The 21,284-nt window shown below is 56.7% G+C and carries 30 protein-coding genes; 11 read left to right on the top strand and 19 right to left on the bottom strand.

From position 1 onward, the window contains the following. Positions 1–28 precede the first annotated feature (28 nt). Together lysA and lptM are read right to left on the bottom strand one after the other, a co-directional pair. A complete protein-coding gene (lysA, locus tag OP500_RS10395; RefSeq protein WP_274070902.1) occupies positions 29–1,255 on the bottom strand; it encodes a diaminopimelate decarboxylase in 1,227 nt (408 codons plus the stop codon). After that, on the bottom strand, positions 1,252–1,464 hold the full coding sequence (gene lptM / locus OP500_RS10390) for an LPS translocon maturation chaperone LptM (protein ID WP_238745826.1): 213 nt from the start codon (positions 1,462–1,464) through the stop codon (positions 1,252–1,254). The genes lysA and lptM overlap by 4 nt, the downstream gene beginning before the upstream one ends. A 129-nt stretch (positions 1,465–1,593) precedes the next feature. Between lptM and cyaY the strand changes: the two genes are divergently transcribed. From cyaY to nhaC, 6 genes are all read left to right on the top strand, one after another. Continuing rightward, positions 1,594–1,920, top strand: a complete 327-nt coding sequence (gene cyaY / locus OP500_RS10385; protein ID WP_238745945.1) for an iron donor protein CyaY — start codon at positions 1,594–1,596, stop codon at positions 1,918–1,920. 241 nt (positions 1,921–2,161) lie between these two features. Further along, positions 2,162–3,571, top strand: coding sequence for a 3-isopropylmalate dehydratase large subunit (gene leuC, locus OP500_RS10380; protein WP_238745947.1), 1,410 nt, complete (start codon positions 2,162–2,164; stop codon positions 3,569–3,571). Between the two features lie 120 nt (positions 3,572–3,691). Then, on the top strand, positions 3,692–4,054 hold the full coding sequence (locus tag OP500_RS10375) for a VOC family protein (protein WP_238745827.1): 363 nt from the start codon (positions 3,692–3,694) through the stop codon (positions 4,052–4,054). A gap of 123 nt (positions 4,055–4,177) precedes the next feature. Continuing rightward, positions 4,178–4,399, top strand: coding sequence for a hypothetical protein (locus tag OP500_RS10370; RefSeq protein ID WP_238745828.1), 222 nt, complete (start codon positions 4,178–4,180; stop codon positions 4,397–4,399). 76 nt (positions 4,400–4,475) lie between these two features. Next, positions 4,476–5,117 (top strand): 3-isopropylmalate dehydratase small subunit, encoded by a 642-nt coding sequence (leuD, locus tag OP500_RS10365; protein ID WP_274070901.1) that lies wholly within the window; start codon positions 4,476–4,478, stop codon positions 5,115–5,117. 252 nt (positions 5,118–5,369) lie between these two features. Then, positions 5,370–6,767: a Na+/H+ antiporter NhaC gene (gene nhaC, locus OP500_RS10360; RefSeq protein ID WP_274070900.1), complete on the top strand. Its 1,398-nt coding sequence runs from the start codon at positions 5,370–5,372 to the stop codon at positions 6,765–6,767. 174 nt (positions 6,768–6,941) lie between these two features. Here nhaC and trmB read toward each other — a convergent pair whose 3' ends face one another. The 17 genes from trmB to OP500_RS10275 form a co-directional block, all read right to left on the bottom strand. Continuing rightward, on the bottom strand, positions 6,942–7,652 hold the full coding sequence (gene trmB / locus OP500_RS10355; RefSeq protein ID WP_238745834.1) for a tRNA (guanosine(46)-N7)-methyltransferase TrmB: 711 nt from the start codon (positions 7,650–7,652) through the stop codon (positions 6,942–6,944). Positions 7,653–7,758: 106 nt separating this feature from the next. After that, entirely contained in the window at positions 7,759–8,601 is an 843-nt protein-coding gene (locus OP500_RS10350; RefSeq protein WP_274070899.1) for a class II glutamine amidotransferase, read from the bottom strand. Between the two features lie 129 nt (positions 8,602–8,730). Continuing rightward, positions 8,731–9,618, bottom strand: coding sequence for an Hsp33 family molecular chaperone HslO (hslO, locus tag OP500_RS10345; RefSeq protein ID WP_238745839.1), 888 nt, complete (start codon positions 9,616–9,618; stop codon positions 8,731–8,733). Positions 9,619–9,746: 128 nt separating this feature from the next. Then, complete coding sequence (hfq, locus tag OP500_RS10340; protein WP_238745841.1) at positions 9,747–10,037, bottom strand: RNA chaperone Hfq; 291 nt, start codon at positions 10,035–10,037, stop codon at positions 9,747–9,749. 181 nt (positions 10,038–10,218) lie between these two features. Further along, complete coding sequence (locus tag OP500_RS10335) at positions 10,219–11,271, bottom strand: tyrosine-type recombinase/integrase (protein WP_274070898.1); 1,053 nt, start codon at positions 11,269–11,271, stop codon at positions 10,219–10,221. A 4-nt stretch (positions 11,272–11,275) separates the two neighbouring features. Continuing rightward, complete coding sequence (locus tag OP500_RS10330; RefSeq protein WP_274070897.1) at positions 11,276–11,503, bottom strand: DUF4224 domain-containing protein; 228 nt, start codon at positions 11,501–11,503, stop codon at positions 11,276–11,278. Between the two features lie 37 nt (positions 11,504–11,540). Then, on the bottom strand, positions 11,541–13,907 hold the full coding sequence (locus OP500_RS10325) for a replication endonuclease (protein ID WP_274070896.1): 2,367 nt from the start codon (positions 13,905–13,907) through the stop codon (positions 11,541–11,543). 15 nt (positions 13,908–13,922) lie between these two features. After that, the gene (locus OP500_RS10320; RefSeq protein WP_274070895.1) at positions 13,923–14,057 is read right to left on the bottom strand and encodes a hypothetical protein; all 135 of its coding nucleotides are present in this window, start codon (positions 14,055–14,057) and stop codon (positions 13,923–13,925) included. Continuing rightward, positions 14,054–14,437, bottom strand: coding sequence for a DUF551 domain-containing protein (locus OP500_RS10315; RefSeq protein ID WP_274070894.1), 384 nt, complete (start codon positions 14,435–14,437; stop codon positions 14,054–14,056). The genes OP500_RS10320 and OP500_RS10315 overlap by 4 nt, the downstream gene beginning before the upstream one ends. Then, positions 14,434–14,817, bottom strand: coding sequence for a hypothetical protein (locus tag OP500_RS10310; protein WP_274070893.1), 384 nt, complete (start codon positions 14,815–14,817; stop codon positions 14,434–14,436). Before OP500_RS10310 ends, OP500_RS10315 begins: the two co-directional genes overlap by 4 nt. Positions 14,818–14,840: 23 nt before the next feature. Then, complete coding sequence (locus OP500_RS10305; RefSeq protein ID WP_274070892.1) at positions 14,841–15,350, bottom strand: hypothetical protein; 510 nt, start codon at positions 15,348–15,350, stop codon at positions 14,841–14,843. Between the two features lie 2 nt (positions 15,351–15,352). Beyond that, a complete protein-coding gene (locus OP500_RS10300; protein WP_274070891.1) occupies positions 15,353–15,655 on the bottom strand; it encodes a hypothetical protein in 303 nt (100 codons plus the stop codon). Continuing rightward, entirely contained in the window at positions 15,645–15,887 is a 243-nt protein-coding gene (locus OP500_RS10295; protein ID WP_238745852.1) for a hypothetical protein, read from the bottom strand. The genes OP500_RS10300 and OP500_RS10295 overlap by 11 nt, the downstream gene beginning before the upstream one ends. Then, positions 15,841–16,356 carry a hypothetical protein gene (locus tag OP500_RS10290; RefSeq protein ID WP_274070890.1) on the bottom strand — a complete coding sequence of 172 codons (516 nt, stop codon included), beginning with the start codon at positions 16,354–16,356 and terminating at the stop codon, positions 15,841–15,843. The genes OP500_RS10295 and OP500_RS10290 overlap by 47 nt, the downstream gene beginning before the upstream one ends. Positions 16,357–16,431: 75 nt before the next feature. After that, positions 16,432–16,725 (bottom strand): ogr/Delta-like zinc finger family protein, encoded by a 294-nt coding sequence (locus OP500_RS10285; RefSeq protein WP_274070889.1) that lies wholly within the window; start codon positions 16,723–16,725, stop codon positions 16,432–16,434. Beyond that, positions 16,709–17,164 carry a YmfL family putative regulatory protein gene (locus OP500_RS10280; RefSeq protein ID WP_274070888.1) on the bottom strand — a complete coding sequence of 152 codons (456 nt, stop codon included), beginning with the start codon at positions 17,162–17,164 and terminating at the stop codon, positions 16,709–16,711. Before OP500_RS10280 ends, OP500_RS10285 begins: the two co-directional genes overlap by 17 nt. Before the next feature lie 44 nt (positions 17,165–17,208). Continuing rightward, entirely contained in the window at positions 17,209–17,406 is a 198-nt protein-coding gene (locus tag OP500_RS10275; RefSeq protein WP_274070887.1) for a plasmid mobilization protein, read from the bottom strand. A 144-nt stretch (positions 17,407–17,550) separates the two neighbouring features. Between OP500_RS10275 and OP500_RS10270 the strand changes: the two genes are divergently transcribed. From OP500_RS10270 to OP500_RS10250, 5 genes are read left to right on the top strand one after another with little or no spacing between them, the layout of a single operon-like run. Next, positions 17,551–18,201, top strand: a complete 651-nt coding sequence (locus tag OP500_RS10270; protein WP_274070886.1) for a LexA family transcriptional regulator — start codon at positions 17,551–17,553, stop codon at positions 18,199–18,201. Positions 18,202–18,255: 54 nt separating this feature from the next. Next, positions 18,256–18,882 carry a hypothetical protein gene (locus OP500_RS10265; RefSeq protein ID WP_274070885.1) on the top strand — a complete coding sequence of 209 codons (627 nt, stop codon included), beginning with the start codon at positions 18,256–18,258 and terminating at the stop codon, positions 18,880–18,882. After that, positions 18,882–19,490, top strand: coding sequence for a tellurite resistance TerB family protein (locus OP500_RS10260; RefSeq protein WP_274070884.1), 609 nt, complete (start codon positions 18,882–18,884; stop codon positions 19,488–19,490). Before OP500_RS10265 ends, OP500_RS10260 begins: the two co-directional genes overlap by 1 nt. A 50-nt stretch (positions 19,491–19,540) precedes the next feature. Then, the gene (locus OP500_RS10255) at positions 19,541–20,362 is read left to right on the top strand and encodes a sensor histidine kinase (RefSeq protein ID WP_274070883.1); all 822 of its coding nucleotides are present in this window, start codon (positions 19,541–19,543) and stop codon (positions 20,360–20,362) included. Further along, on the top strand, positions 20,362–21,282 hold the full coding sequence (locus OP500_RS10250) for a response regulator (protein ID WP_274070882.1): 921 nt from the start codon (positions 20,362–20,364) through the stop codon (positions 21,280–21,282). Before OP500_RS10255 ends, OP500_RS10250 begins: the two co-directional genes overlap by 1 nt. Positions 21,283–21,284 lie beyond the last annotated feature (2 nt).

The raw sequence follows: 21,284 nt of genomic DNA, 5'->3' as shown, positions 1-21,284 counted from the left end.
TTATCGTAATTGAATTGATGTGGCGGTTTTACAAACAAGGCAGCTCGGCGGCGAGCATGGCTTTGATGTTTTCGCGGTGGCGGATCAGGCGGGCTTGGCCGTTTTCGACCAGCACTTCGGCGGCGCGGGGGCGGGTGTTGTAGTTGCTGGCCATGCTCGAAGCGTAGGCGCCGGCGCTGTGGATCAGCAGCAGATCGCCTTCGGTAGCGGCGATGGTGCGGTCTTTGGCGAAAAAGTCGCCGCTCTCGCACACGGGGCCGACGATGTCGGCAGTGATTTCAGGCTGCCCGCGGCGGGTGAGGGTTTCGATGCGGTGGTAGGCCTGGTACAGGGCGGGGCGCATTAAATCGTTCATAGCGGCATCGACAATCAGGAAATTTTTGCCGTGGTGGCGCTTGTGGTATTCGACGCGGGTAAGCAGCACGCCGGCGTTGCCGCACAGGCTGCGGCCGGGTTCGAGCAGCAGTTTCAGGCTGCGGCCGGAGAGCAGGCGGGAGACGGTTTGGGCGTAGGCGGTTAAGTCAGGTTCGCGCTCGCTGTTTTCGTCGTACACGATGCCGATGCCGCCGCCCAAATCGATGTGTTCGAGGCGGATGCCGGCGGCTTCGAGACGGTCGGCCAGCTCGAGAATGCGCGCGCAGGCTTCTTCGAGCGGGCTTAAGTCCAGCAGCTGCGAGCCGATGTGGCAGTCGATGCCGACCACGCGCAGATGCGGTCGCGAGGCGGCGTAGCGGTAGGCTTCTTCGGCCTGGTCGATGGCGATGCCGAATTTGTTGTCGCGCAGACCGGTGGAGATGTAGGGGTGGGTTTGGGCATCGATGTTGGGGTTGATGCGCAGCGATACCGGCGCGATGTGGCCGCTGATGGCGGCGATGGCTTCGATGCGGTCGATTTCGGGCAGGCTTTCGATGTTGAAGCATTTGATGCCGGCTTCGAGAGCGTCGCGGATTTCGTCGCGGCTTTTGCCGACGCCGGAAAATACGGTTTTGGCCGGATCGCCGCCGGCGGCAACCACGCGCGCCAGTTCGCCGCCGGAAACGATGTCGAAGCCGCAGCCCAGTTCGGCAAAATGGCGCAGGATACTGAGGTTGCTGTTAGCTTTGACGGCGTAGCAGATCAGCGGGTCAAGACCGGCGAAGGCTTGGCGGTAGCGCTCGTGGGCGCGGGTGAGTTCGTCGGCGTCATAAACATAAAGCGGGGTGCCGAAGCGCTCGGCAAGGGCTTCGTAGGAGACTTGGTCGGAGGTTTGGCTCATGGTTGGTTCTCTGAGTGTGGGGCGGGTTCGGAAGCGGTTTTTTCAGGCTGCTTGATGGCAGGGCGTTTTTTGAATTCGGGTTTGCTCAGGCCGGTTTGCACCGGGCCGAATTTGTTTTTGTCGCCTTCGCGCGGCAGGTAAAGGTCGCCTTTATAGCCGCAGGCGGCAAGCAGCAGCGGCAGCATCAGGGACAAGGCAAGGGGTTTCATCGGTTTTCCTTTCGCAAGCGGGCGGACTGCGTTTTCAGGCTGCCTGAAATGTGGCAAGATGCGCGTCTTTTTTCCGCCCGCGGTCAAAAGCTCGCCATCTTAAAGCAAAACCCTGCGAACCACATCACGATTATGAACGAAACCGAATTTCTGCAACTTTCCGACAGCCTGTTTGCCCACATCCAAGACACAATCGACGAAGGCGGTTGGGATTTGGACTGCATGGGCAGCGGCAACGTGCTGACCATCGAAGCCGGCGACGGCACGCAGGTGGTGGTGAACCGCCACACGCCCAACCGCGAATTGTGGATTGCCGCCAAAAGCGGCGGCTATCATTTTGCCGAACAGGATGGCCGCTGGCTGGCCACCCGCGACGGCCGCGAGTTTTTCGAGGTTTTGAGCGAAGTGCTGGCCGCAACCGCCGGCGAAGACGTACGAATCAGCGCGCCAAACTAAAACCCAGGACGCCCGCCTGCCCCGCAGGCAGCCTGAAAACGCCGGCAGGGCTTTCAGGCTGCCTGCGTATGTATTTTGTCCGGCCTGCTGCCCTTGTGCCGCTACAGGCAGCTGAAAGGACAAAATGTCCAAATTAAAGTAAAAAATAAAAACGGCAAAAACAGCTATTGCTAATATTATCCAAAAAGTCTAAAATCCGTTTCCGTTTTACCCGAACCACCCCACGATAATAAAGTAGAAAATCATGGCACAAACCCTTTACGACAAACTCTGGAACAGCCACGTCGTCCGCGAAGAAGAAGACGGCACCGTGCTGCTCTACATTGACCGCCATCTGGTGCACGAAGTGACCAGCCCGCAAGCTTTTGAAGGCTTGAAAATGGCCGGGCGTAAGCTCTGGCGCATTGACAGCGTAGTCTCCACCGCCGACCACAACACCCCCACCGGCGATTGGGACAAAGGCATCCAAGACCCGATTTCCAAGCTGCAAGTGGACACTTTGGACAAAAACATCAAAGAATTCGGCGCGCTGGCGTATTTCCCGTTTATGGACAAAGGCCAGGGCATTGTGCACGTGATGGGCCCCGAGCAGGGCGCGACGCTGCCGGGGATGACTGTTGTTTGCGGCGATTCGCACACCAGCACCCACGGCGCATTCGGCGCATTGGCACACGGTATCGGCACATCCGAAGTCGAACACACCATGGCCACCCAGTGCATCACCGCCAAAAAGTCCAAATCCATGCTGATTGAAGTGCAAGGCAGCCTGAAAGCGAACGTTACCGCCAAAGACATCGCCCTCTACATCATCGGCCAAATCGGCACCGCCGGCGGCACCGGCTACGCCATCGAGTTTGGCGGCGAAGCCATCCGCAGCCTGTCGATGGAAGGCCGCATGACCCTGTGCAATATGGCCATCGAAGCGGGCGCACGCTCGGGCATGGTGGCGGTGGACCAAACCACCATCGACTATGTGCACGGCAAACCCTTCGCGCCCAAAGGCGAAGCGTGGGACAAAGCCGTCGAATACTGGCGCACGCTGGTATCCGACGAAGGCGCCAAGTTCGACCAAACCTACACCTTCCGCGCCGAAGACATCGAGCCGCAGGTAACTTGGGGCACCTCGCCCGAAATGGTGCTCGACATCAGCGGCAAAGTGCCCAACCCCGCCGACGAAGCCGACCCCGTCAAACGCAGCGGCATGGAGCGCGCCCTCGAATACATGGGCTTGGAAGCGGGCACGCCGCTGGCGGACATTCCGGTGGACATCGTGTTTATCGGCTCGTGCACCAACAGCCGCATCGAAGATTTGCGCGAAGCCGCCGCCGTCGCCAAAGGCCGCAAAAAGGCTGATAACGTGCAGCGCGTGTTAATCGTGCCCGGCTCGGGTTTGGTCAAACGCCAGGCCGAAGCGGAAGGCCTGGACAAAATCTTTACCGACGCCGGTTTTGAATGGCGCGAACCGGGCTGCTCGATGTGTTTGGCGATGAACGCCGACCGCCTCACCCCCGGCCAGCGCTGCGCGTCCACTTCCAACCGCAACTTTGAAGGCCGCCAGGGCAACGGCGGACGCACGCATCTGGTCAGCCCGGCAATGGCGGCGGCAGCGGCGGTAACCGGCCGCTTTACCGACGTGCGCACGATGGTGTGATGGCAATCCGATAAGGCAGCCTGAAAGGCGTTTGGGCGCAGCCTTCGGCTTTCAGGCTGCCTAAAATGTAAAACTTCGGTTAAAAAACCGTTAATCTCGTTTAAAAAAGGAAAAAACCTTATGCACAATCCCGTTGGCTGGTTCGGCATTCACGCGCAGGATATGGCGCGCGCCAAAACTTTTTATGAAAACGTATTCGGCTTGCCGCTGCAGGAAATCGCCGGCGGCCGTTTTTATCTCTTTGGCACCGACTGGCAGCACTACGGCGTCAGCGGCATGATCTGGCAGGATGAAGGCGCCAATCCCGCGGCCTACGGCGGTTCCACGCTGTTTTTCACCTGCGAAGACTGCACGGCGGCAGCCGAAACCGCGGTGGCGCACGGCGGCAAACTGCTGCAGGAAAAATTCCCGATTGCCAACGGTTTTGCCGCCTTTGTCGAAGACAGCGAAGGCAACCGCATCGGCCTGTATTCGCAGAAGTAAATACCGTGTAAAGGCCGCCGCGCGGCAGAAAGTGCCGCCTTGCGCGCCGTCTGTTTGCCGATATAATCAAAAACACATGGTTCGCCATGTGTCTGTATCGACAACATCAAATAAGGAACGATTATGAAAAAAGTATTCGCATTGGCACTTTTCAGTTTGGGTTTGGCCGCCTGCTCCAGCACCTGGCACGGCGCGAAGGAAGACACCGCGCGTAACGTCGAGCGCACCGGCGAAGGTCTGGAAAAAGGCTGGGACAAAACCAAAGAAGCGGTACGCAAAGGCGGCAACGCCGTCGGCCGTGGCCTATCGAACGTAGGCGAGAAAATCGAAGACGCCACCGAGTAAAACCGCCTGTCAGGCAGCCTGAAAGCCGTTTTCAGGCTGCCTGAAGCGTAAAATCCATACAGACACAGGAACCACCATGAAATCTTTTACCCGCATCCACGCCATCGTTGCCCCGCTTGATCGCGCCAACGTCGATACCGATGCCATCATTCCCAAGCAGTTTCTCAAATCCATCAAACGAAGCGGCTTTGGTCCCAACGCCTTTGACGAATGGCGCTATCTCGATCACGGCGAGCCGGGCATGGATAACAGCCGCCGTCCGCTCAACCCCGATTTTTCGCTCAACCAGCCGCGCTATCAGGGCGCGCAAATCCTGCTCACGCGCAAAAACTTCGGCTGCGGCTCTTCGCGCGAACACGCGCCGTGGGCGCTGGACGACTACGGTTTTCGCGCCGTGATCGCCCCCAGCTTCGCCGATATCTTCTTCAACAACTGCTACAAAAACGGCCTGTTGCCCATTGTTTTGAGCGAAGAAGCCGTTGATCAGTTATTCAAAGAAACAGAAGCTACCGAAGGCTACCGCCTTGATATCGACTTGGAAAAACAAACCGTTACCACCCCTTCCGGCCAGTCTTTCTCTTTCGATATTACCGAACACCGCAAGCACTGCCTGCTCAACGGCTTGGACGAAATCGGCCTGACCCTGCAACACGCCGACGAAATCAAAGCCTTTGAAGCACAACGCCGCCAAAGCCAGCCCTGGCTGTTTCACGGCTGATAGCAGATAAACGGCACAATACGGTTTCAGGCTGCCTGAAACCGTATTTTTGTGTTTTAAAGCATGCCGATTGGAATAATCGTCTAATTATACGTTTTAAAGTTTATGGAAATTGCTTTGAAGTATTATTCAAACCCATTTCATGCGATTTAATGCTAAAAATCTTCGCTTAAATTGGTATTTCTGCCCGGGTGCGCCATTGCTGCGGCGGAAATGTTAGACTTAATGCTTCCTTACACACAACGAACCAATATGCTATCCAAACAATCCTTACTCAGCCTGTCTCTGGGCGAAGCCTTTACCGTGATGGCGGTGCAGATTGCCGTGATGGGCGTCGGCATCATCGCTTTGGGCTGGGTGCCGCATCTGGCGATTCTGCTTTCCATTGTGCTGCTGCTGCTTTACGGCCGCGTGCGCGGTGTGATGTGGCAGCCTATGTCCAAACGCATGGCCGCTTCGGTGGAGCAGGGCATGGGCGCGGTGTATCTGTTTTTCTTCATCGGTCTGCTGGTGTCGGCGCTGATGATGAGCGGCGCGATTCCCACGCTGATGTATTACGGCTTCAACCTGATTTCGCCGCAGTATTTTTATCTGTCGGCCTTTTTGCTGTGCTCGCTGGTGGGCGTGGCCATCGGCAGCAGCCTGACCACCTGCGCCACCGTCGGCGTGGCCTTTATGGGCATGGGCGAAGCCTTCGGCGCTTCGCCGGCGATAACGGCGGGGGCGGTGGTTTCCGGCGCCTTTTTCGGCGACAAAATGTCGCCGCTTTCCGATACCACCACCATCGCCGCGGCCACCGTGGGCGTTGATTTGTTCGAGCACATTAAAAACATGGGCTACACCACCATTCCGGCGATGCTGCTTTCGGCTCTTGCCTTTGCCTTTCTGGTGCCCGGCCTGCATTCGGGCAGCCTTGATCAGGTGCTGCGCCTGCAGCAGCATCTGGCGCAAAGCGGGCTGGTGCATTTGTGGTCGCTGTTGCCCTTTGCGCTCTTGGTGCTGATGGCGATGCGCAAGATTGATGCCGTGGCAACCATGATTGCCGTTGTTTTGCTGTCTGTCGGATTGACCTACGTTTATTCCGCGCCGTCACTCGAGCAGCTGGGCGGCTGGTTCTTCTCCGGCTTCACGATCGACGGCATTCCCGAAGACATTGCCAAGCTGGTATCGCGCGGCGGCTTGGAAAGCATGTTTTTCACCCAAACCGTGGTGATATTGGCATTGAGTTTGGGCGGACTGCTGTTTGCTCTCGGCGTGGTGCCGGCACTGCTGGCCGCCATGCAGCGCTTTCTTATCAGCGCCGGCCGCGCCACCTTTACCGTCGCCCTGACCGGCGTGGGCGTGAACGTGCTGATCGGCGAGCAGTATCTGAGCCTGCTGCTGGCCGGCGAAACCTTCAAACCCATCTACCGCAAACTCGGCCTGCACCTGCGCAACCTGTCGCGCACGCTGGAAGACGCCGGCACGGTGATCAACCCGCTGGTACCCTGGAGCGTGTGCGGTGTGTTTATCGCCAAAGTGCTGAACGTGCCGGTGCTCGCTTATCTGCCGTTTGCCTTTTTCTGCTATCTGAGCCTGCTGCTGACTCTGCTGTTCGGCTTTACCGGCGTAACCCTGAGCAAACAGGATGCACCCGAACGCAGCGCTTAATTGATTGCGGCAAAGCGCCCAAAAGCAGCCTGAAAGGTTTTTCAGGCTGCTTTTTTTGGTTTTACCGCAGGCGGTGATGGGCGTTCCGTATATCTTGGTGCGGACAAAGCCAAAGGCAGCCTGAAAGCCGGATTTTGGCTTTCAGGCTGCCTTTTGTATGAACTTTCAGGCTGCTTAGCGTTTCTCAAACACCAAATCCCACACGCCGTGTCCCAGCCGTTTGCCGCGCGCTTCAAATTTGGTTTCGGGGCGGTAAGACGGGGTAGGCGCGTAGTCGGCGGCGGTGTTTTGCAGTTCGGCAAAGCTGCTCAAGACTTCCAGCATCTGCTCGGCGTATTCCTGCCAGTCGGTGGCCAGGTGGATGTAGCCGCCGCTTTTGAGTTTGGGCAGCAGCTTGGCAACAAACGGGGCTTGGATCAGGCGGCGTTTGTTGTGGCGTTTTTTGTGCCAGGGGTCGGGGAAGAAGATGTGGATGCCGTCCAAGCTGCTCTCGCCGAGCATGGATTCGACGACTTCCACAGCATCGTGGCGCATCACGCGGATGTTGGTGATTTGGTTTTCGGCGATGAGTTTGAGCAGGTTGCCGACGCCCGGGCCGTGGACGTCGATGGCGAGAAAGTCTTTTTCCGGCAGTCTTTGGGCGATTTCGGCGGTGGCGGTGCCCATACCGAAGCCGATTTCCAGGACTTTCGGATTATCACGGCCGAAAGCGGCGTTCAGATCGACGGGGGCAGCCTGAAAATCCAGGCCGAACTGCGGCCAGTTTTCGTCGATAGCGCGCTGCTGGGCGGCGGTCATATGGCCCTGGCGCAGGACGAAGGATTTGATGCCGCGCCGTTGTCCGCTGTCGGCAGCGTTATCGGGCTGTTGGGGGATGTCGGTCATGGTGTGGTTTTCCGTGGTTTGGGTTTTCAGGCTGCTTGGGGTGGTTTAAAACAGGCAGCCTGAAAAGTATGGCGCAAGGCTTTTCAGGCTGCCTGAAAAGGCTGAATCAATAGCCCACGCCCTGGCTTCGGGCGATTTCCAGCCCTTTTTCGCGGCTGAGATAAACGGGGTTTTCCGGCAGGCTGCGCAGGATAACGTCGCCGTGCTGAAACAGCGCCAGTTCGTCGCAGGCAAGCTGGTGCCAGTGTTCGTTGGCGGTCAAGGGCAGGGTGGCGATAACGGCGACGCGGTCGTCAGGGGTAGTCACTTGGGAAAAGTCGATGGCCAGATCGTCGTCCACCAGCTGCGCTTGGCCGAAGGGGGCTTTGCGCACGATGTAAAACAAAAGCGTGCTGGCGTGGGCGAACATCATTTCGCCGTTGGACATAATGAAATTGAACATGCCGTGTGCGCGGATTTCTTCGGTCAGCTCGCGCACGGCATCAAAGAGCACGTCGGTGGCGGGTTTGGTGTCGAAGCGGTTGCGCAGCGATTCGAGAATGTGGCAGAAGGCGCGCTCGGAATCGGTGTTGCCGACAGTGTGGTAAAACTTGCCGGCGGGCGGGTTGAAGGATTTCAGGTTGCCGTTGTGGGCAAACAGCCAGTATTCGCCCCACAGCTCGCGCTGGAAGGGGTGGGTGTTTTCCAGCGTGGTGTGGCCCTGGGTGGCTTTGCGGATGTGGGCGACGACGTTGGTGGATTTGATGCGGTAGCTGTTGACCAGATCGGCCACGGGGGAGTGGGCACAGGGTTTGTCGTCGAGAAACAGGCGCAGGCCTTTGCCTTCGAAAAAGCCGATGCCGAAGCCGTCGGTGTGGCGGTCGGTCAGGCCGCCGCGCATGCGGAAGCCTTCGAACGAGAATGCGATGTCGGTGGGCACGTTGCAGTTCATGCCCAGAAGTTGGCACATGATGAATCCTTGGAAGTGGTCGGTTTTTTCAGGCTGCCTGAAAGATTAGGCCGGGCTGGATAAAAGGCAGCCTGAAAACGTAAAACGCGGTGCTTTCAGGCTGCCCAATCTTATCACAGCCGGCCGGCGCTACTGGATGGTGGCGCGGCTGAGTGCGGCGTCGCCGAACAGGTTTTGTACTTCTTCTTCGTCGAAAGTGTATTTTTCGTTGCAAAAATCGCAGCCTACGGTGATGCTGCCTTCTTCGGCCACTACGTCGCCGACTTCTTTGGCACCCAGAAGCAGCAGCATATCGCTCACTTTGGCGCGCGAGCAGCTGCAGGCAAATTCCATATTTTCTTCGGGGAAAACGCGCGGCGGGGTTTCGTGAAACAGGCGGTACAGCAGGTTTTGTCCATCCAGCTCAAGCAGTTCTTTGGCAGTGGCGGTTTGCGCCAGCGTATCCAGATGCTGCCAATCGGCGTTATCTTGCCCGCTGTCGTGGCCGGGCAGGCGCTGCAGCAGCAGGCCGGCGGCGTTGTTGTCGTCGGCGGCGAGCACAAAGCGGCTGTTGAGCTGCTCGGAGCGCAGCATATAGCTGTCGAGCATGGCGGCGATGCTGCCGCCTTCGAGCGGCACCATGCCCTGCCAGGTTTCGCCGTTTTCAGGCTGCAGGGTAATGACGAACACGCCGCCGCTGCCCAGCAGTTCGGCCAGGCCGGCGTCGTTGGCGATGGCGGCGTCTTCGTCCCAGCGGGCGGTGGCGCGGCAGGTGCGGCCGTAGGTGGCTTCGACCACCAGCATTTTCAGCACGCCCTGACCCTGCACCTGCAGAATCAGCGTGCCGGCTTCTTTCAGATTGCCCGAGAGCAGGGCGCCGGCGGCCAAGAGTTCGCCCAGCGCGCGGCGGATGGCGGCCGGATAGTGCTTGCGCCCGACAATGTGCTGCCAAACGCTGTCGAGCCGGACATGGGCGCCGCGCACCGGCATATTGTCGAAAATAAAACGGGTTCGGATGTCGTTTTCGGGAGTGTGCATGATGGTTCCAATGTGTGCAGAGCCGGCGATATGGGTTTGGGCAGCCTGAAAATCAAGCCGTCGGCAGCGGCAAATGCGCCGCGATAAAAAACGCCCGCCGTAAAAGGCGGGCGGCGGCGTGTTGCGGCTTACTGGCCGGCGTCGGGCGCGGTTTCCACCTGCTGCATGGCCGGACGGGTGGATGCTTTGGGCACATCGTGCTGCAGGCTGACGGCACGGGCGGGAACGATGGTGGAAATGGCGTGTTTGTAAACCATCTGGGTAACGGAAGTGTTGCGCAGCAGCACAACGTATTGGTCGAAAGATTCAACCTGGCCTTGTAGTTTGATGCCGTTTACCAGATAGATGGACACCGGAACGTGTTCGCGGCGCAGGGCATTCAGGAAAGGGTCTTGCAGTAATTGGCCTTTGGCTGTCATGTTGGGACTCCGATTATTGTTATGATGCGTTAAAAAAGGCGCGAACGCCTGAAAAACAGGGCGATTGTATCGTGGAATGCTCTTAAAGGACAATCAAAGTATTTAATATTTTGAAATGAAATAGGATTTTAATTAAATCTTTCCTATTTGTTTTTCCGCAAATCCGCGAATGTTCCGCAAACTAACCTACCGGCTGGATAATTGGTTTGATAATTTTCCCTTTTCGGATATAGGTGTTTGTCATCTGTTCCGACGAATGTCCCAGTTGTTCTTTAGCAGCATTACGGTCGGCGGCAAGGTATAGGTCTGTGCCGCTCTTTGCACGCAGATCGCGGAACTGAAATGCTTCCAGCTCTTCACTCATTTGGGGGTACTGGGCAATCAGCTTTCTGCGCAATGCGAGAAAGTTTTTTGCCAGCAAACTCCTTGTCAGTGCACCGCCGCGTGCGTTGCGGAACAAGTTGCCTTGTGTTTCGGGCGGGCAGATGCGGTCAAAGATGGTTTTCAGGCTGCCTGAAATCTCAAACCGCAGCTTCTTTCCCGTTTTCTGTTGCGTAATGTGCAGGATACCGTCCACGATCTGGCTGCTGTTGATGCCGACAATATCCACCGGTCGCTGCCCGGTCAGATAGGCAATATCCATCAAGTCGCGCATCTGCTGGTCTGCATGTTGGTAAACCATCCGGAAAATCCGGTCTTCGACATAGTGGTCGCGGCGGCTCTTGGGAAACCGTTTCACGCCTGATGCCGGATTGGCTGCCGAGGTATAACCTATGTTGCGAGCGTGGTTGAAGATGGTTACAAACAGCCCGATTTCGATATTTGCCGCCGCAGGGCTGTCTTTTCTCCAATCGAGATACTGGCGGATGTGCTGCGGTTGGATTTGGTCTAGCGGCGCGTCCGGATTGCCAAAAAAGCAGATCAGGTTTTTCAGCAGCAGGCGGCTGTTTCTCTGCGTATTCTCCGCCCGATGTACCAACACGTCAGCGGTATAGCGCGCAGCCGCAGCGGTAAACGTTGCGGCTGCCGCTGCCTGACTGCCCTCTTGCTCCAGCCGGCCCCACTCCTGCACCGCCAGTACATAATCCGTGCCCAGCGGATATTCTTTACGACGGCCGTTTTCATCGCGGCCGTCGTAAAAATAGTAGGTAACCACCGTTCCGTTTTTGCGGGTGCGTTTTCGCGCCCGCATTCCTTTTGGCAGATTGAGATTGACTGTAGGGCGTCGGCCCATGCTCTTATCCTTTCATAATTGCCGGCCGCCATTGCGCTTGCGGTTTGGCCGCCGGCTGTTTTTTACTTCTGATTCCTTCCACCGTGCTGCGGCAGACAACCGGCCTGCCGCTGGCCGACGGCGTAAACGCAATACCGATGCGCCGCAGATGCTCGCGCTGCTTGGCCGGCTGCTTGTATCCGGTCAGCTGGCAGACTTCATTTTCGGTCAGAAAAAACGGTTCAGTATCCATGTTTTGCTTCTCCGATTGTGGTTTCAGGCTGCCTGCATCAGGCATCCCATCCGTTATTGTCCAAATCCTGCGCTGCCCATGATGCGAGCAGGGCATCGGTCTGTTTGACCAAATCGCAGGCGTCGGCCAGTACGCTGTAGGCGCTGTCGTATGTTTTAGGTTGCGGCCAGCGGCTCGCCCGTGTGGTGGGAATCGCCACATACGGGCCGGGTTCGTCGTGGCGCTGCCATACCGGCGGCATCATGTCGTCGAGCAGGGCGATGTAATCGCGCACGGCAATGCGGGCGTCGCTTTGCAACCGCTGTTTTTCGCTTTCTTCTTGCGCCTGCACCATGATGTCCCAGCGCAAAGCCGGATCGGCCAGCGGCGATAGCGGCCTGTCCAGTCCGTGCAGCGTGTGGCGGCACAGTTCCAACTCCATCTCCAGCACTTTAATGAGCGCCGGACTTTCTGCCAGCGCCAGTTCCTGCTCGAGTTCATTCACTTGTTTCAGCAAATCATGCTGGCGGCGGCGTTTGCTTTCTTCATTCGATATGGCTGCCGGCTCTGTTTTTCTTAACGTTTCTTCACTATTTGCGCCGTTTTCAGGCTGCCGCGTCGATTCCGTACAGTTATTGACACCAGTCCAAGCGGCCGCTGTGCGGCCGTTTGCCGAAGCTCCATCCGTTGCCTGCTGCCCTGCGGCATAGGCGATTACCCACTCGTGTATGCGGCTGATTTTGACGGTACCGGTTTCGGCATCCAGCACGCCGCGTATTTCCGCGCCGCGCGGTTCGCCGTAGGCATTGGCGTGGCCGCCGTCTTCTTTGTATAGACGGATGGCCATTTCGTCGCGCTTGGCCAGCACGCCGCCCATCAGCACGACAAACTTCGCCCAGTCGCCACGGTCTGCGGCCTGCGCGGCCAAAATCAGGTTTTCTTCGGCGTCTTCAGTCATGCCTTCGCGGCGCAGTTCGCGCCACACGCTCACCGGCGGCCCACCCACCTGCTGAAACTGGCGGATGCCGTGGATGGATGCCCACGCCATCACCCGCTGGGCGGCGTCGGTGGCGGCCGTGCCCCATGCTTCGTCGGTATCGCCGATGCTCTCGCCGAAAGCGTTTTCGCCGTCGATGTTTTTCGATATGTATTTGGCGATGTAGCCTGCCGCGCTGCCGATGTTCCAGTTGATTTTCTTAAACAGCACGCGGGCGCTGACCTTGTGATAGGTTTTCCAATCCGGCTCCCGCCAAAAATCCGCTTCCATCACCGCATCCGAGAGCAGCGATTTGAGCGTCGGCACGGCGTCGCCGCGCGCTAAGCAGGCAGCCTGAACGGCGCGGGCGTGCTGCTGCGCCGCTTTTTTGCTGACAAAATAGTCCAGCCCCAATTCGGCGCGGTCATCGCGCACGGCATAGCGGGCGACGATGCGGCGGAACGTGCGGCGGAGGCACTCGGGCATAAAAAACAGCCCGTGCCAGTGCGGGCATCCGTCGTGATGCGGTTCGGCCACGCGGAAGCCGTAAATCTCCACCCCTTCGCGCTTGAGTGCCGCGCGGATTTGCGCCCATACCTTTTGCAGGTATTCGGCAGCATCGCGCGGACTGCTGCCGTCGTATTTGCTGTTTTCTGCGCCGTTTTTGCGGTGGGCGCGGTGGAAACGGCTGGGGCAGGTAATGGTGATAAATTCGCCGACGTCGCCGTTGACCTGGGCGCAAAACTCAAAGCCCGCAATGCGCGTCATCAGTTCGGCCTTGCGGATTTTCGGATTGGCCAGCGACTTTTCCACCAGCTCGCTTAGGGCAAATTCCTGCCCCATCTCGTTAATCATCTTCAAGGTGGCCAGCAGTGCCTGATTACGGCGGCGCTGGCTCTGCCAGCGGGCAAAGCCGTCGTCGCTCACATACAGGTCTCGGCGACTGTTGACCAGATTCAGATCGCGGCGGGCAACCGCTTCCAGGCTGCGCCGCACATTGCGGCGCAGAAAGCCGCGCCACCATTTCTCCGCCTGCAGGCGGTTGCTGATGCCGTGCAGCCATTTACGTTTGATTTGTTCGGCAAACACCGCTTCACAGTCCACACCGTGCTGATGGGCGGCGCGCATCATTTGCTCGGTATTCCAGCCGCGCATGGCGCGCTCGCGGAACTTTGCTGCCAGCCGTTCGGCTTCGGCGCAAATTTCGCCGTCGCCCACAGACAAATCCCAGCCGTCATTGAGCTTGGCGGTTTCGTGCCGGATACGTCTAAGCGCAGACGATAACCAGCCGTCGGCCTTTTCCCGCCAGTCGTATTTTTCCGTTTGCGCAATCCGCTGCCAGCGTCTGCCCGCTGCCGCACCCATTTTCGGCGGCAGCTGGGCAAGACGCGGCGCCACCCAGTACTGATAGGCGGCGTCGATATCGGCGGATCGGTCGGATAGATACATTTCAGGCAGCCTGAATCAGCGCAGCGTGTAATCGTCTTTGCCGAATGCGGCAAGCAGGGTCGAATAGATGCTTAGTGCAGCCAGCAGCAGCACGGCGGAGCCGGCGGCCGCACTGGCCAGATACCAGATAAATTCGGCGATGGTTTTCATGCGGGGTCTCCTGCGGGCGGTTGGGGGAGGTGTTGCCAGTGGGTGATTGGAGATGAGGTAAAGTCAAATCTCCATATACAATCCCAAGCAGACCCTCTCGCTTCCACAAGGTGGTTGGTAGTAACAAATCCCTCCTCGGTTGCGGTTAAAACCGTAATACCATAATCAGGGAGGTCTTCTTCCACGCTTATCCAGCCGCCTTGTTGGGCGCGGGCAAGCCATGCCTCCCAGATCATTCCTTCTGCTGTATCTTTAAACATCTCTAGGCAGGGGCTGGAACTCTTGATAAATCTCTCCCTGAGCCTTTCTTGCACGCCGATGGTTTCGCACCACCATGCTTCAAACGCGGCTCTCTCTTGTTCGATTTGTTCGGGGGTCATTTTGTCTGCTCCTTTTGCTCTTTATCTATTTGCATGGCGGCGTCGATGGCTTGGCGGATGTCGCAGGCGGCGGCCAATACCTCAAAGTGTTCTTCCTGCTTTTGGATGACGGCAAACGGTGTGTCGAGGAGGTCGCCGTCTTCGTCGCACAGTCTTTCGGTCAGGGCGCAGTCGTTTTTCACCAGCCAGTCCAGCCGCACGGTGTCGGGGTGAGGGATAAGTTCGAGACTCTCGGTATGTTCCTGCGAAACGCCTTTTGTATGCTCCCAACGGATGATGTAGCTGTATTGGTTGCTTCCAGCGTCGACCACCAAGCCTAATGTCTTGTTCGGGTGCATTCGGCTTTTAACCATGTCGCCGAATCGGAATGTTTGGGTCATTTATTTTGTCCTTTGGTTTGGGTTTAATGGATCAGCTCGATTTGTTCGTATGCGACGCTGATTAAAAATTCCGGCCGATGTTCGCCGTCGGCTGCCACCAGATAGCTGGCAGCGACGCGCTCGGACAAGCCGACTATCGTTCCTGATTTTTTCAGGCTGCCGAAGCGGTAAACGACTTTGGTGCCCAGCGGGTAAGGCGGCCGGATATCGTTTTCCTGCGCCCATATCCTTTGCGCCTGTTCCACTTCTTCGCAGACAAAAAGTCTCATGTAGTGGAGCGTTTCCACGTCATCGAAATACAGATGCCAATGCGGCAGCTTGTCCAATTCAAGCGCCAGGCGGTAGCCGTCCGGTATGGTGCTGTCTAATCTGACAACGGCATCGGCCAAGTCATCGACAATCCTATCCGGCCGCTCTGAAGCGCCACGGATAAGCCATGAAAACGCATAGATTTCGGCAAATTTTTCAGCGGCGCGGCGGGCGCTTTCAGCGCTTAAACGCGGGCGCGGCGGGTCGTATTTGATTTTTTCCATGCCTACTCCCAAACCATATTGACCGTCGGGTCTTCTTCCCATGCGGCCTGCCGCTGCCGCTCAAGCTCGGCAAAAGCGCAGTCTTCCTGCCGCTGCCGCACGGCAATCCAGCGGTCGGGTTCGGCTTCCGGATTGGGCAGCACGAGATTGCTGCAGCCTTGCGGCATAGCGGTTTCAAGCGCCACGGCGCTCGGCTGGTGTGCGGCATCCGTTTGGGTAGCCGCTTGGCTTTCAGGCAGCCTGAAAACCAGCAGGGCGGCAAGTGCCAGCGCGGCGGCCAGCAGGCTGAATAATTTAAATTTCATTTCTCCACTCCCCATTGCGTGAAAGTTTGTCCAAAAGTCCGGCAACATAGGCGGCCAGTTTGTCTTCGCCCATTTCGCTCAAGGCAACGTGCATACCGGCGAGCCGCCAGCCTGCGCGTTCGGCACGCTGGCCGCTGATTCCGTCGTGGGCGTTTTCGGCGGCATCCAGCGCTTCGCGGTAGGTTTTATTGGCGCGGACTTTGAGACGCTGCGCGGTTGGATTGGCGTGCATTTCGTACATTTCCCATCTCCCGTTGGAGTTTCTGTAAAAAGTTGAGTTTGACTTCCGGCTGCACCGCTGCCACGCCCAAGCGGCGGGCGGTGGTTTTGGCTTCGACGATGCGGTCGTCTATCTTGGCCAGCAGCAGGGCGATTTCCGGCAGCAGCAGGCGGGGCAAATCCAACTCGGCATTCAGCGCCACGGTATTGGCCTGCTGCGCCATCTTGATAATTGCCCGGCACTGCATCTGCATGGTGCGGATGGCTTCGGTTTGGCTGGGTGTCAGCAGGCGTTTTCCGTTTGGCGCTGCCCGTATGGCGGTGCGGTCTCGGCAGTCGCCTTGGTTTACACTGCGGCAAAACTCGCGCCATCTGCCGCTGCTCTCCTGCAGTTTTTTATCGATTTGGGAGCGGGCGGCCAGATAGGCTTTGCTGTATTTGCTCTTTTTGACCTGCATTTCATTTTGTTGTTTTTCAATCATTTTTATTTCCTTTCGCCAAATTCGGGATGCAAAAAGTCCCGCCTGCATGTTTGCAGGGCGTTTTTTCAGGCTGCTTTAAAACAGTTGTCCGTCGATATTGGCCGGCTCGGCGAGAAACTCGGCATCCACTTCCGGCGGCAGCGCAGCGTCGGCATATTTTTTCGATGGCGGCGACGTGGTGCGGGTAATCTCAAACATCCCCACGCCCGTCCAGCCGCACAGCATATTGGTGCATTGCAGATAGTGCTGACGGGTTAGCCGCGTAACGCGCTCGCTGGTCAGCGTGATGCAGGCCGAACCGCAGGCAGGGCAGACAACCGAAACGCGAAAGCGCCCGGCGATATTCTGGTTTCTATTCTTGAGCGCCATTGCCGAACACCCGGTCGGTTTCGACCACAATGCCCATCAGCTCCGACACCGCCGCATGGCAGCGCTGCCACAGCGCCGCTTTTTCGCGGCGGCTGATTCGGCCGTCGGCAGTAGCCTGCCGCCATGTATCGGCAAACTGCCCGAGCTTGGCCACCGCCGATACAAAGTTCTCGGCAATATCGGTGCCCGAGCTGGCTTCTTCCGGCAGTGGCACAAACACACCGCCCGACTGGCAGGCCACCGCATCGGCAAAATGCGGCGTGCCGCACAGGCGCTGCAGCAGCATCGCTTCGTCGATGCTCAAGCGCTGGCCTTTGACCTGGTAGAGACGGTTTTCAAACGCCGGCAGCGTATAGCCCAGAGTGGCTGCCGCTGCGGCATGGCCGCCGTCGATCTGATTGGCCATCGTGCGGATGGCCTGGTTGATTTCGGATTTCATGGATTCGCCCTTTCACTCTTGGTTATGGAAAAACACCAAAGGGCTTAAGATGGCTGCACGGTTTCGGTGCTTGTCCGCTCGGCGGTTTTCATGGCCGCCTGACGGATAAAGGTCGAAATGTGCAGGTGCTGTTTGTTGGCGGCTTCGACAATGGCTGCCTTTTCTGCCGCGCTGAAACGCACATTGATGATATTGGGACGCCCCGGAATAACGGCGGCGGTATTGATATTTTCAGAAGACATAATATAATGCCCTTTCTCTCGTGGTTGTTTGTATATTGCTGTGGTAAGTCGTATATTAAACGCCTAAAGAGATTTAGTAAAGCCTAAGGCTGTATTTTCTACAGCCTTAGGAGTTTACTTTTTGTTTCTTAATGGAAAGTTTTTGTGTCTTCTCCCGTCGTTCGCGCAAAAGAAGCCTTAGGCGTTGAAACCGATACCGCTTTGGCAAAAGCCTTAGGCGTTGCGCAATCAGTTATAGGCGGTTACAACCGCCGCAATACCGTCCCGCTCGAGCAGTGCATCAAGATTGCCGAACGGACGGGGGTTTCGCTTGACTGGCTGATTTTGGGCAAGGGAGAGATGCAGGGCAGCACCGGCGGCGCTGCGGAATTTGACGATGCCGATGCGGTATGGGTGCCGCTGTATGATGTGGAAGTGAGTGCCGGCAGCGGCATCGAGGTGTACGGCGAGCGGATTATCCAGCGCGTGCCCTTTGCCAAAAGCTGGCTACATAGTGAAGGCTTGTACGCACGGCATCTGGCCTGCCTGCCGGTGCATGGCGACAGCATGGAGCCGACTCTGCAGCACGGCGACATTGTGCTGGTCAACCACGAAAAAACCCGTGGCGACGGCGTGTTTGTTATCCGCATGGGCAACGCCCTGCGCGTCAAACGCCTGCAATGGCTGGCAAACGGCGATTTGCGCATCAGCTCGGACAACGCCATTTACGAGCCGGAGCAGGTCAATCCCGATGACTTGGGCGATCAGTTCGCCATTCTCGGCGCCTGCCACACCCGGATTTCACGGGTGGGATGATTGTTTTCAGGCAGCCTGAATGTTTCAGGCTGCCTTTTTTCCATGGTATCGATTATGACGAAAACCCGCCAACCGCAAATCCCGGATGAGGCGATACAGTTTATCCGCAGCCATTATCAGGCGGTATCGTTGATGTTGTATTTGGCCGATTTCAAAATGCCGGATACCACCGCGATCAACAAACGCCGCAATGAAGTGGCAAAGTGGGTGCTTAGGGCTTGCGGCTATGAAACGCTTGCCGACCAGCAAAAGGCCGAACAGGTGGAAACGGAAAACCGCCAAGCGATGGCTTTGTGCCGGAAACTGGAAAAGGAAATTAAAGAAGCCGTTGCCAATTTGGAAGATGAAGAAAAAATCGAATGGCAGCGCAAACGATTAGCTGATGCGGGGCAGAACGCAAACAGGCTGGGTTCGTTGGCGAAAAAGAGAAGGGCTTTTGTCGCGGCGTTTCGAGATTCGCATTTGGCATTTGTCTCACTGCCGCAAGCATGTTCCGTGTTGGAAACGACGGTATCGGTCGGGCAGTCGGAATCCGAACGGTTTTTATCCGATCTGTTGGCTACCGGCGGTTCCATACTGGTTTACGGAACACCTGAAACCAGCAATTCCAAACCGCTGTATGTCAGCGAAGAAGAGCGGGATTTATTGCGGGAAATGCAGAGAATATGGGGAATAAGGTAATGGCAAAAGAAAAACTGCCCGCTGCCGCCAGCGTGATTATCGAGTACACCAACAGCAATGCCGAACACAGTCGGCGGCAGGTGGAAATTAAACGGTTTGATGCCGACGGCGGCAATTTTTCCGCCTATTGCTTGCAGAGCATGCGGGTAAAAACCTTTAAATTTTCTTCGGTATCCGAAGCGGTAGATGCCGCCACCGGGGAAGTGCTGCCCGATTTGTACCAATGGTTGCTGGCACGCCATCAGGTGCATGGTGCGCGCGATTTGCAGCGCTTTGTGGAAGAGTACCGCTGTATCGTTGATGTTTTGGTTTATATGTCGCACTGCGACGGGGAATCAGATATCGCCGAACGGGAAAGCATTGCCCGCTGGCTGCTGGAACAATCACAATTAGGCAGCCACTACCTGCCGTCTGCCTTGGCCGTTATCGAGCAATGGCCGGTGCCGGATTTGTCTGATTTCGACTATTCCGCCGGCCGGGCGGCAATGCTGTTTCCCGAATTGAAAGAAGCCTTGCTGCTTCAGGCGGCGCAGGTAATGATGGCCGATGCGCTTATCCATCAAAACGAAATAGACGCCCTGGCACGGCTGAAACGCCTGCTGGGCTGAAATGTTTTCAGGCAGCCTGAAAGTTTCAGGCTGTTTTTTTAGGAGAATGCATGCGCAAACGCAATAGGAAATTTCGGCCGCAAATCCAAAAGCAAATCGGCCATCTGCACGACGAAAGACGACGGCAGCAGGATGAAATCCAAAGATTCGGCGAAATATTGGAGGCATCGGAAGCTTCGCGCGGCATCTATATTGCTGCGCTTGCCAATTTTATGGGACACGATATTAAAAACTGTGTTCAAAGCATGGATGCGGTATTGACCGCTAACACGGCGGACGAGCTGACCGAACGGCACGTGGCCAGCCTGCGCCAGCAAATAGAAATTATCCGCCAGACGATTGCCAACTTTTCGAAAATGATGCCCTCCGATGCGGCGCAGAATATTTTCAAAGTGCATACGGTCGTCGGCATGCTGGAATCGCTGACCCGCGATCTTTTGAAGCAAAATGAGGTGCGCTTTGTCAAAGATCTGCCGTCCGACCAAGAACTTTCCGTCAGCATGGACTATCATTCCCTGCTGCAAATGCTGCACAACCTGATGATCAATGCAGTCGCGCACCTGCGCGGTCGACCTGATGCGGCTGTTTTGCTGAAAGTCCGTTTGGATTGGGCAGACGAGGAAGAAACCGGCGGTATGCTGCATTTTTCAATATACGATAACGGTGCGGTAGTTGAAGAAAAAATGCAGGAAAAGATTTTTGAGTTTGGGGTATCCACCACAGGCGGCTCCGGCATCGGCCTGTTTCATGCCCGCTATGTTTGCCAGCTAAACGGCGGCAGTTTAGACTACACCCTTTCCGATATCGGAGGCTATACCAAATGCTTTTTGGCCAGCCTGCCGATAAGAAACTTGGACAAGGAGCCCGGATGATGAGCAAGCACATCCTGATTATCGACGACGAACGCGAACAGGCCGAAAGCCTGGCCAAACTTCTTGAAAAAGAAATGGGCGCGGGTTTTTCTTTTGAGCCACTGTGGGAAGAGGCTGAAATTGAAAATGCCGTAAACGACCGGGCTTTTTCAGTGGCGGTGCTGGATATCCGCATGGACGGCATGCCGTTTGACGGCATGAAACTGTTCGATAAAATCATAGAACAGAACAGCATGGCACGAGTAGTGTTTGTTTCCGCCTATCTTGCCGAATTTAACACCCAGCTTAATGAGGCGATGGCAACCGGCAATGTGTTGGCAGTCCAGCCGAAAGCAGAAAAATCATTTGATGTTTTTGCCCGGGAAATTGCCCATTCCCTCCGCCGCTTTTTTACCCGGCAGAGCGACGGGCAGTCAGAAAACAGCAAGGTACTGATGGCTGCTTACGAACGGGCAAAAAATACCGTCAATTCGCAGGAAAAAGGAGCTTTGTTTGAGGAGTTTTTGGTCAGCCTGTTTAGTCAAATCGGATTTGGCTTTATCCAAAAACGGGTAAAGGATGTCACTTCCGAAGTGGACTTGGTACTGCGCAATGATTTGAACGACGCCTTTATTTCCAAATTCGGCAAATATGTTTTTGTGGAGGCCAAAAATCGCCCGTCTGAGCCGGTAAACAAAAACGACCTGGTTGCTTTCCGCGACAAGCTCAATTCAAGCAATCATTTGGCGCAACTGGGTATTCTTGCCGTTGCCCATAATGTTGCTTCCACCGTGCGCCTGCAGATGCTGCGCGATTCGCGCGAAGACGGCAAAATCCTGCTGCTCACCAATAACGAATTGATGCGGCTGATTCAAGCAGACGACAAGCTGTATGAATTTAAGAAACTGATTGATGAGCAGATTAAAGACTCACCCTGCTAAGC

The organism is Kingella sp. SNUBH-2017 (assembly GCF_028680565.1).
Classification (GTDB): Bacteria; Pseudomonadota; Gammaproteobacteria; order Burkholderiales; family Neisseriaceae; genus Kingella_D; species Kingella_D pumchi.
The sequence above is the reverse complement of the archived record's forward strand: the minus strand, read 5'-3'. Positions and strand labels throughout refer to the sequence as shown.

Coding starts and splice junctions, on each gene's coding strand:
- lysA (WP_274070902.1), bottom strand. CDS start 1,255: ATGAGCCAAACCTCCGACCAAGTCTCCTACGAAGCCCTTGCCGAGCGC.
- lptM (WP_238745826.1), bottom strand. CDS start 1,464: ATGAAACCCCTTGCCTTGTCCCTGATGCTGCCGCTGCTGCTTGCCGCC.
- OP500_RS10375 (WP_238745827.1), top strand. CDS start 3,692: ATGCACAATCCCGTTGGCTGGTTCGGCATTCACGCGCAGGATATGGCG.
- OP500_RS10370 (WP_238745828.1), top strand. CDS start 4,178: ATGAAAAAAGTATTCGCATTGGCACTTTTCAGTTTGGGTTTGGCCGCC.
- leuD (WP_274070901.1), top strand. CDS start 4,476: ATGAAATCTTTTACCCGCATCCACGCCATCGTTGCCCCGCTTGATCGC.
- nhaC (WP_274070900.1), top strand. CDS start 5,370: ATGCTATCCAAACAATCCTTACTCAGCCTGTCTCTGGGCGAAGCCTTT.
- trmB (WP_238745834.1), bottom strand. CDS start 7,652: ATGACCGACATCCCCCAACAGCCCGATAACGCTGCCGACAGCGGACAA.
- OP500_RS10350 (WP_274070899.1), bottom strand. CDS start 8,601: ATGTGCCAACTTCTGGGCATGAACTGCAACGTGCCCACCGACATCGCA.
- hslO (WP_238745839.1), bottom strand. CDS start 9,618: ATGCACACTCCCGAAAACGACATCCGAACCCGTTTTATTTTCGACAAT.
- hfq (WP_238745841.1), bottom strand. CDS start 10,037: ATGACAGCCAAAGGCCAATTACTGCAAGACCCTTTCCTGAATGCCCTG.
- OP500_RS10335 (WP_274070898.1), bottom strand. CDS start 11,271: ATGGGCCGACGCCCTACAGTCAATCTCAATCTGCCAAAAGGAATGCGG.
- OP500_RS10330 (WP_274070897.1), bottom strand. CDS start 11,503: ATGGATACTGAACCGTTTTTTCTGACCGAAAATGAAGTCTGCCAGCTG.
- OP500_RS10325 (WP_274070896.1), bottom strand. CDS start 13,907: ATGTATCTATCCGACCGATCCGCCGATATCGACGCCGCCTATCAGTAC.
- OP500_RS10320 (WP_274070895.1), bottom strand. CDS start 14,057: ATGAAAACCATCGCCGAATTTATCTGGTATCTGGCCAGTGCGGCCGCC.
- OP500_RS10315 (WP_274070894.1), bottom strand. CDS start 14,437: ATGACCCCCGAACAAATCGAACAAGAGAGAGCCGCGTTTGAAGCATGG.
- OP500_RS10310 (WP_274070893.1), bottom strand. CDS start 14,817: ATGACCCAAACATTCCGATTCGGCGACATGGTTAAAAGCCGAATGCAC.
- OP500_RS10305 (WP_274070892.1), bottom strand. CDS start 15,350: ATGGAAAAAATCAAATACGACCCGCCGCGCCCGCGTTTAAGCGCTGAA.
- OP500_RS10300 (WP_274070891.1), bottom strand. CDS start 15,655: ATGAAATTTAAATTATTCAGCCTGCTGGCCGCCGCGCTGGCACTTGCC.
- OP500_RS10295 (WP_238745852.1), bottom strand. CDS start 15,887: ATGCACGCCAATCCAACCGCGCAGCGTCTCAAAGTCCGCGCCAATAAA.
- OP500_RS10290 (WP_274070890.1), bottom strand. CDS start 16,356: ATGATTGAAAAACAACAAAATGAAATGCAGGTCAAAAAGAGCAAATAC.
- OP500_RS10285 (WP_274070889.1), bottom strand. CDS start 16,725: ATGGCGCTCAAGAATAGAAACCAGAATATCGCCGGGCGCTTTCGCGTT.
- OP500_RS10280 (WP_274070888.1), bottom strand. CDS start 17,164: ATGAAATCCGAAATCAACCAGGCCATCCGCACGATGGCCAATCAGATC.
- OP500_RS10275 (WP_274070887.1), bottom strand. CDS start 17,406: ATGTCTTCTGAAAATATCAATACCGCCGCCGTTATTCCGGGGCGTCCC.
- OP500_RS10265 (WP_274070885.1), top strand. CDS start 18,256: ATGACGAAAACCCGCCAACCGCAAATCCCGGATGAGGCGATACAGTTT.
- OP500_RS10260 (WP_274070884.1), top strand. CDS start 18,882: ATGGCAAAAGAAAAACTGCCCGCTGCCGCCAGCGTGATTATCGAGTAC.
- OP500_RS10255 (WP_274070883.1), top strand. CDS start 19,541: ATGCGCAAACGCAATAGGAAATTTCGGCCGCAAATCCAAAAGCAAATC.
- OP500_RS10250 (WP_274070882.1), top strand. CDS start 20,362: ATGAGCAAGCACATCCTGATTATCGACGACGAACGCGAACAGGCCGAA.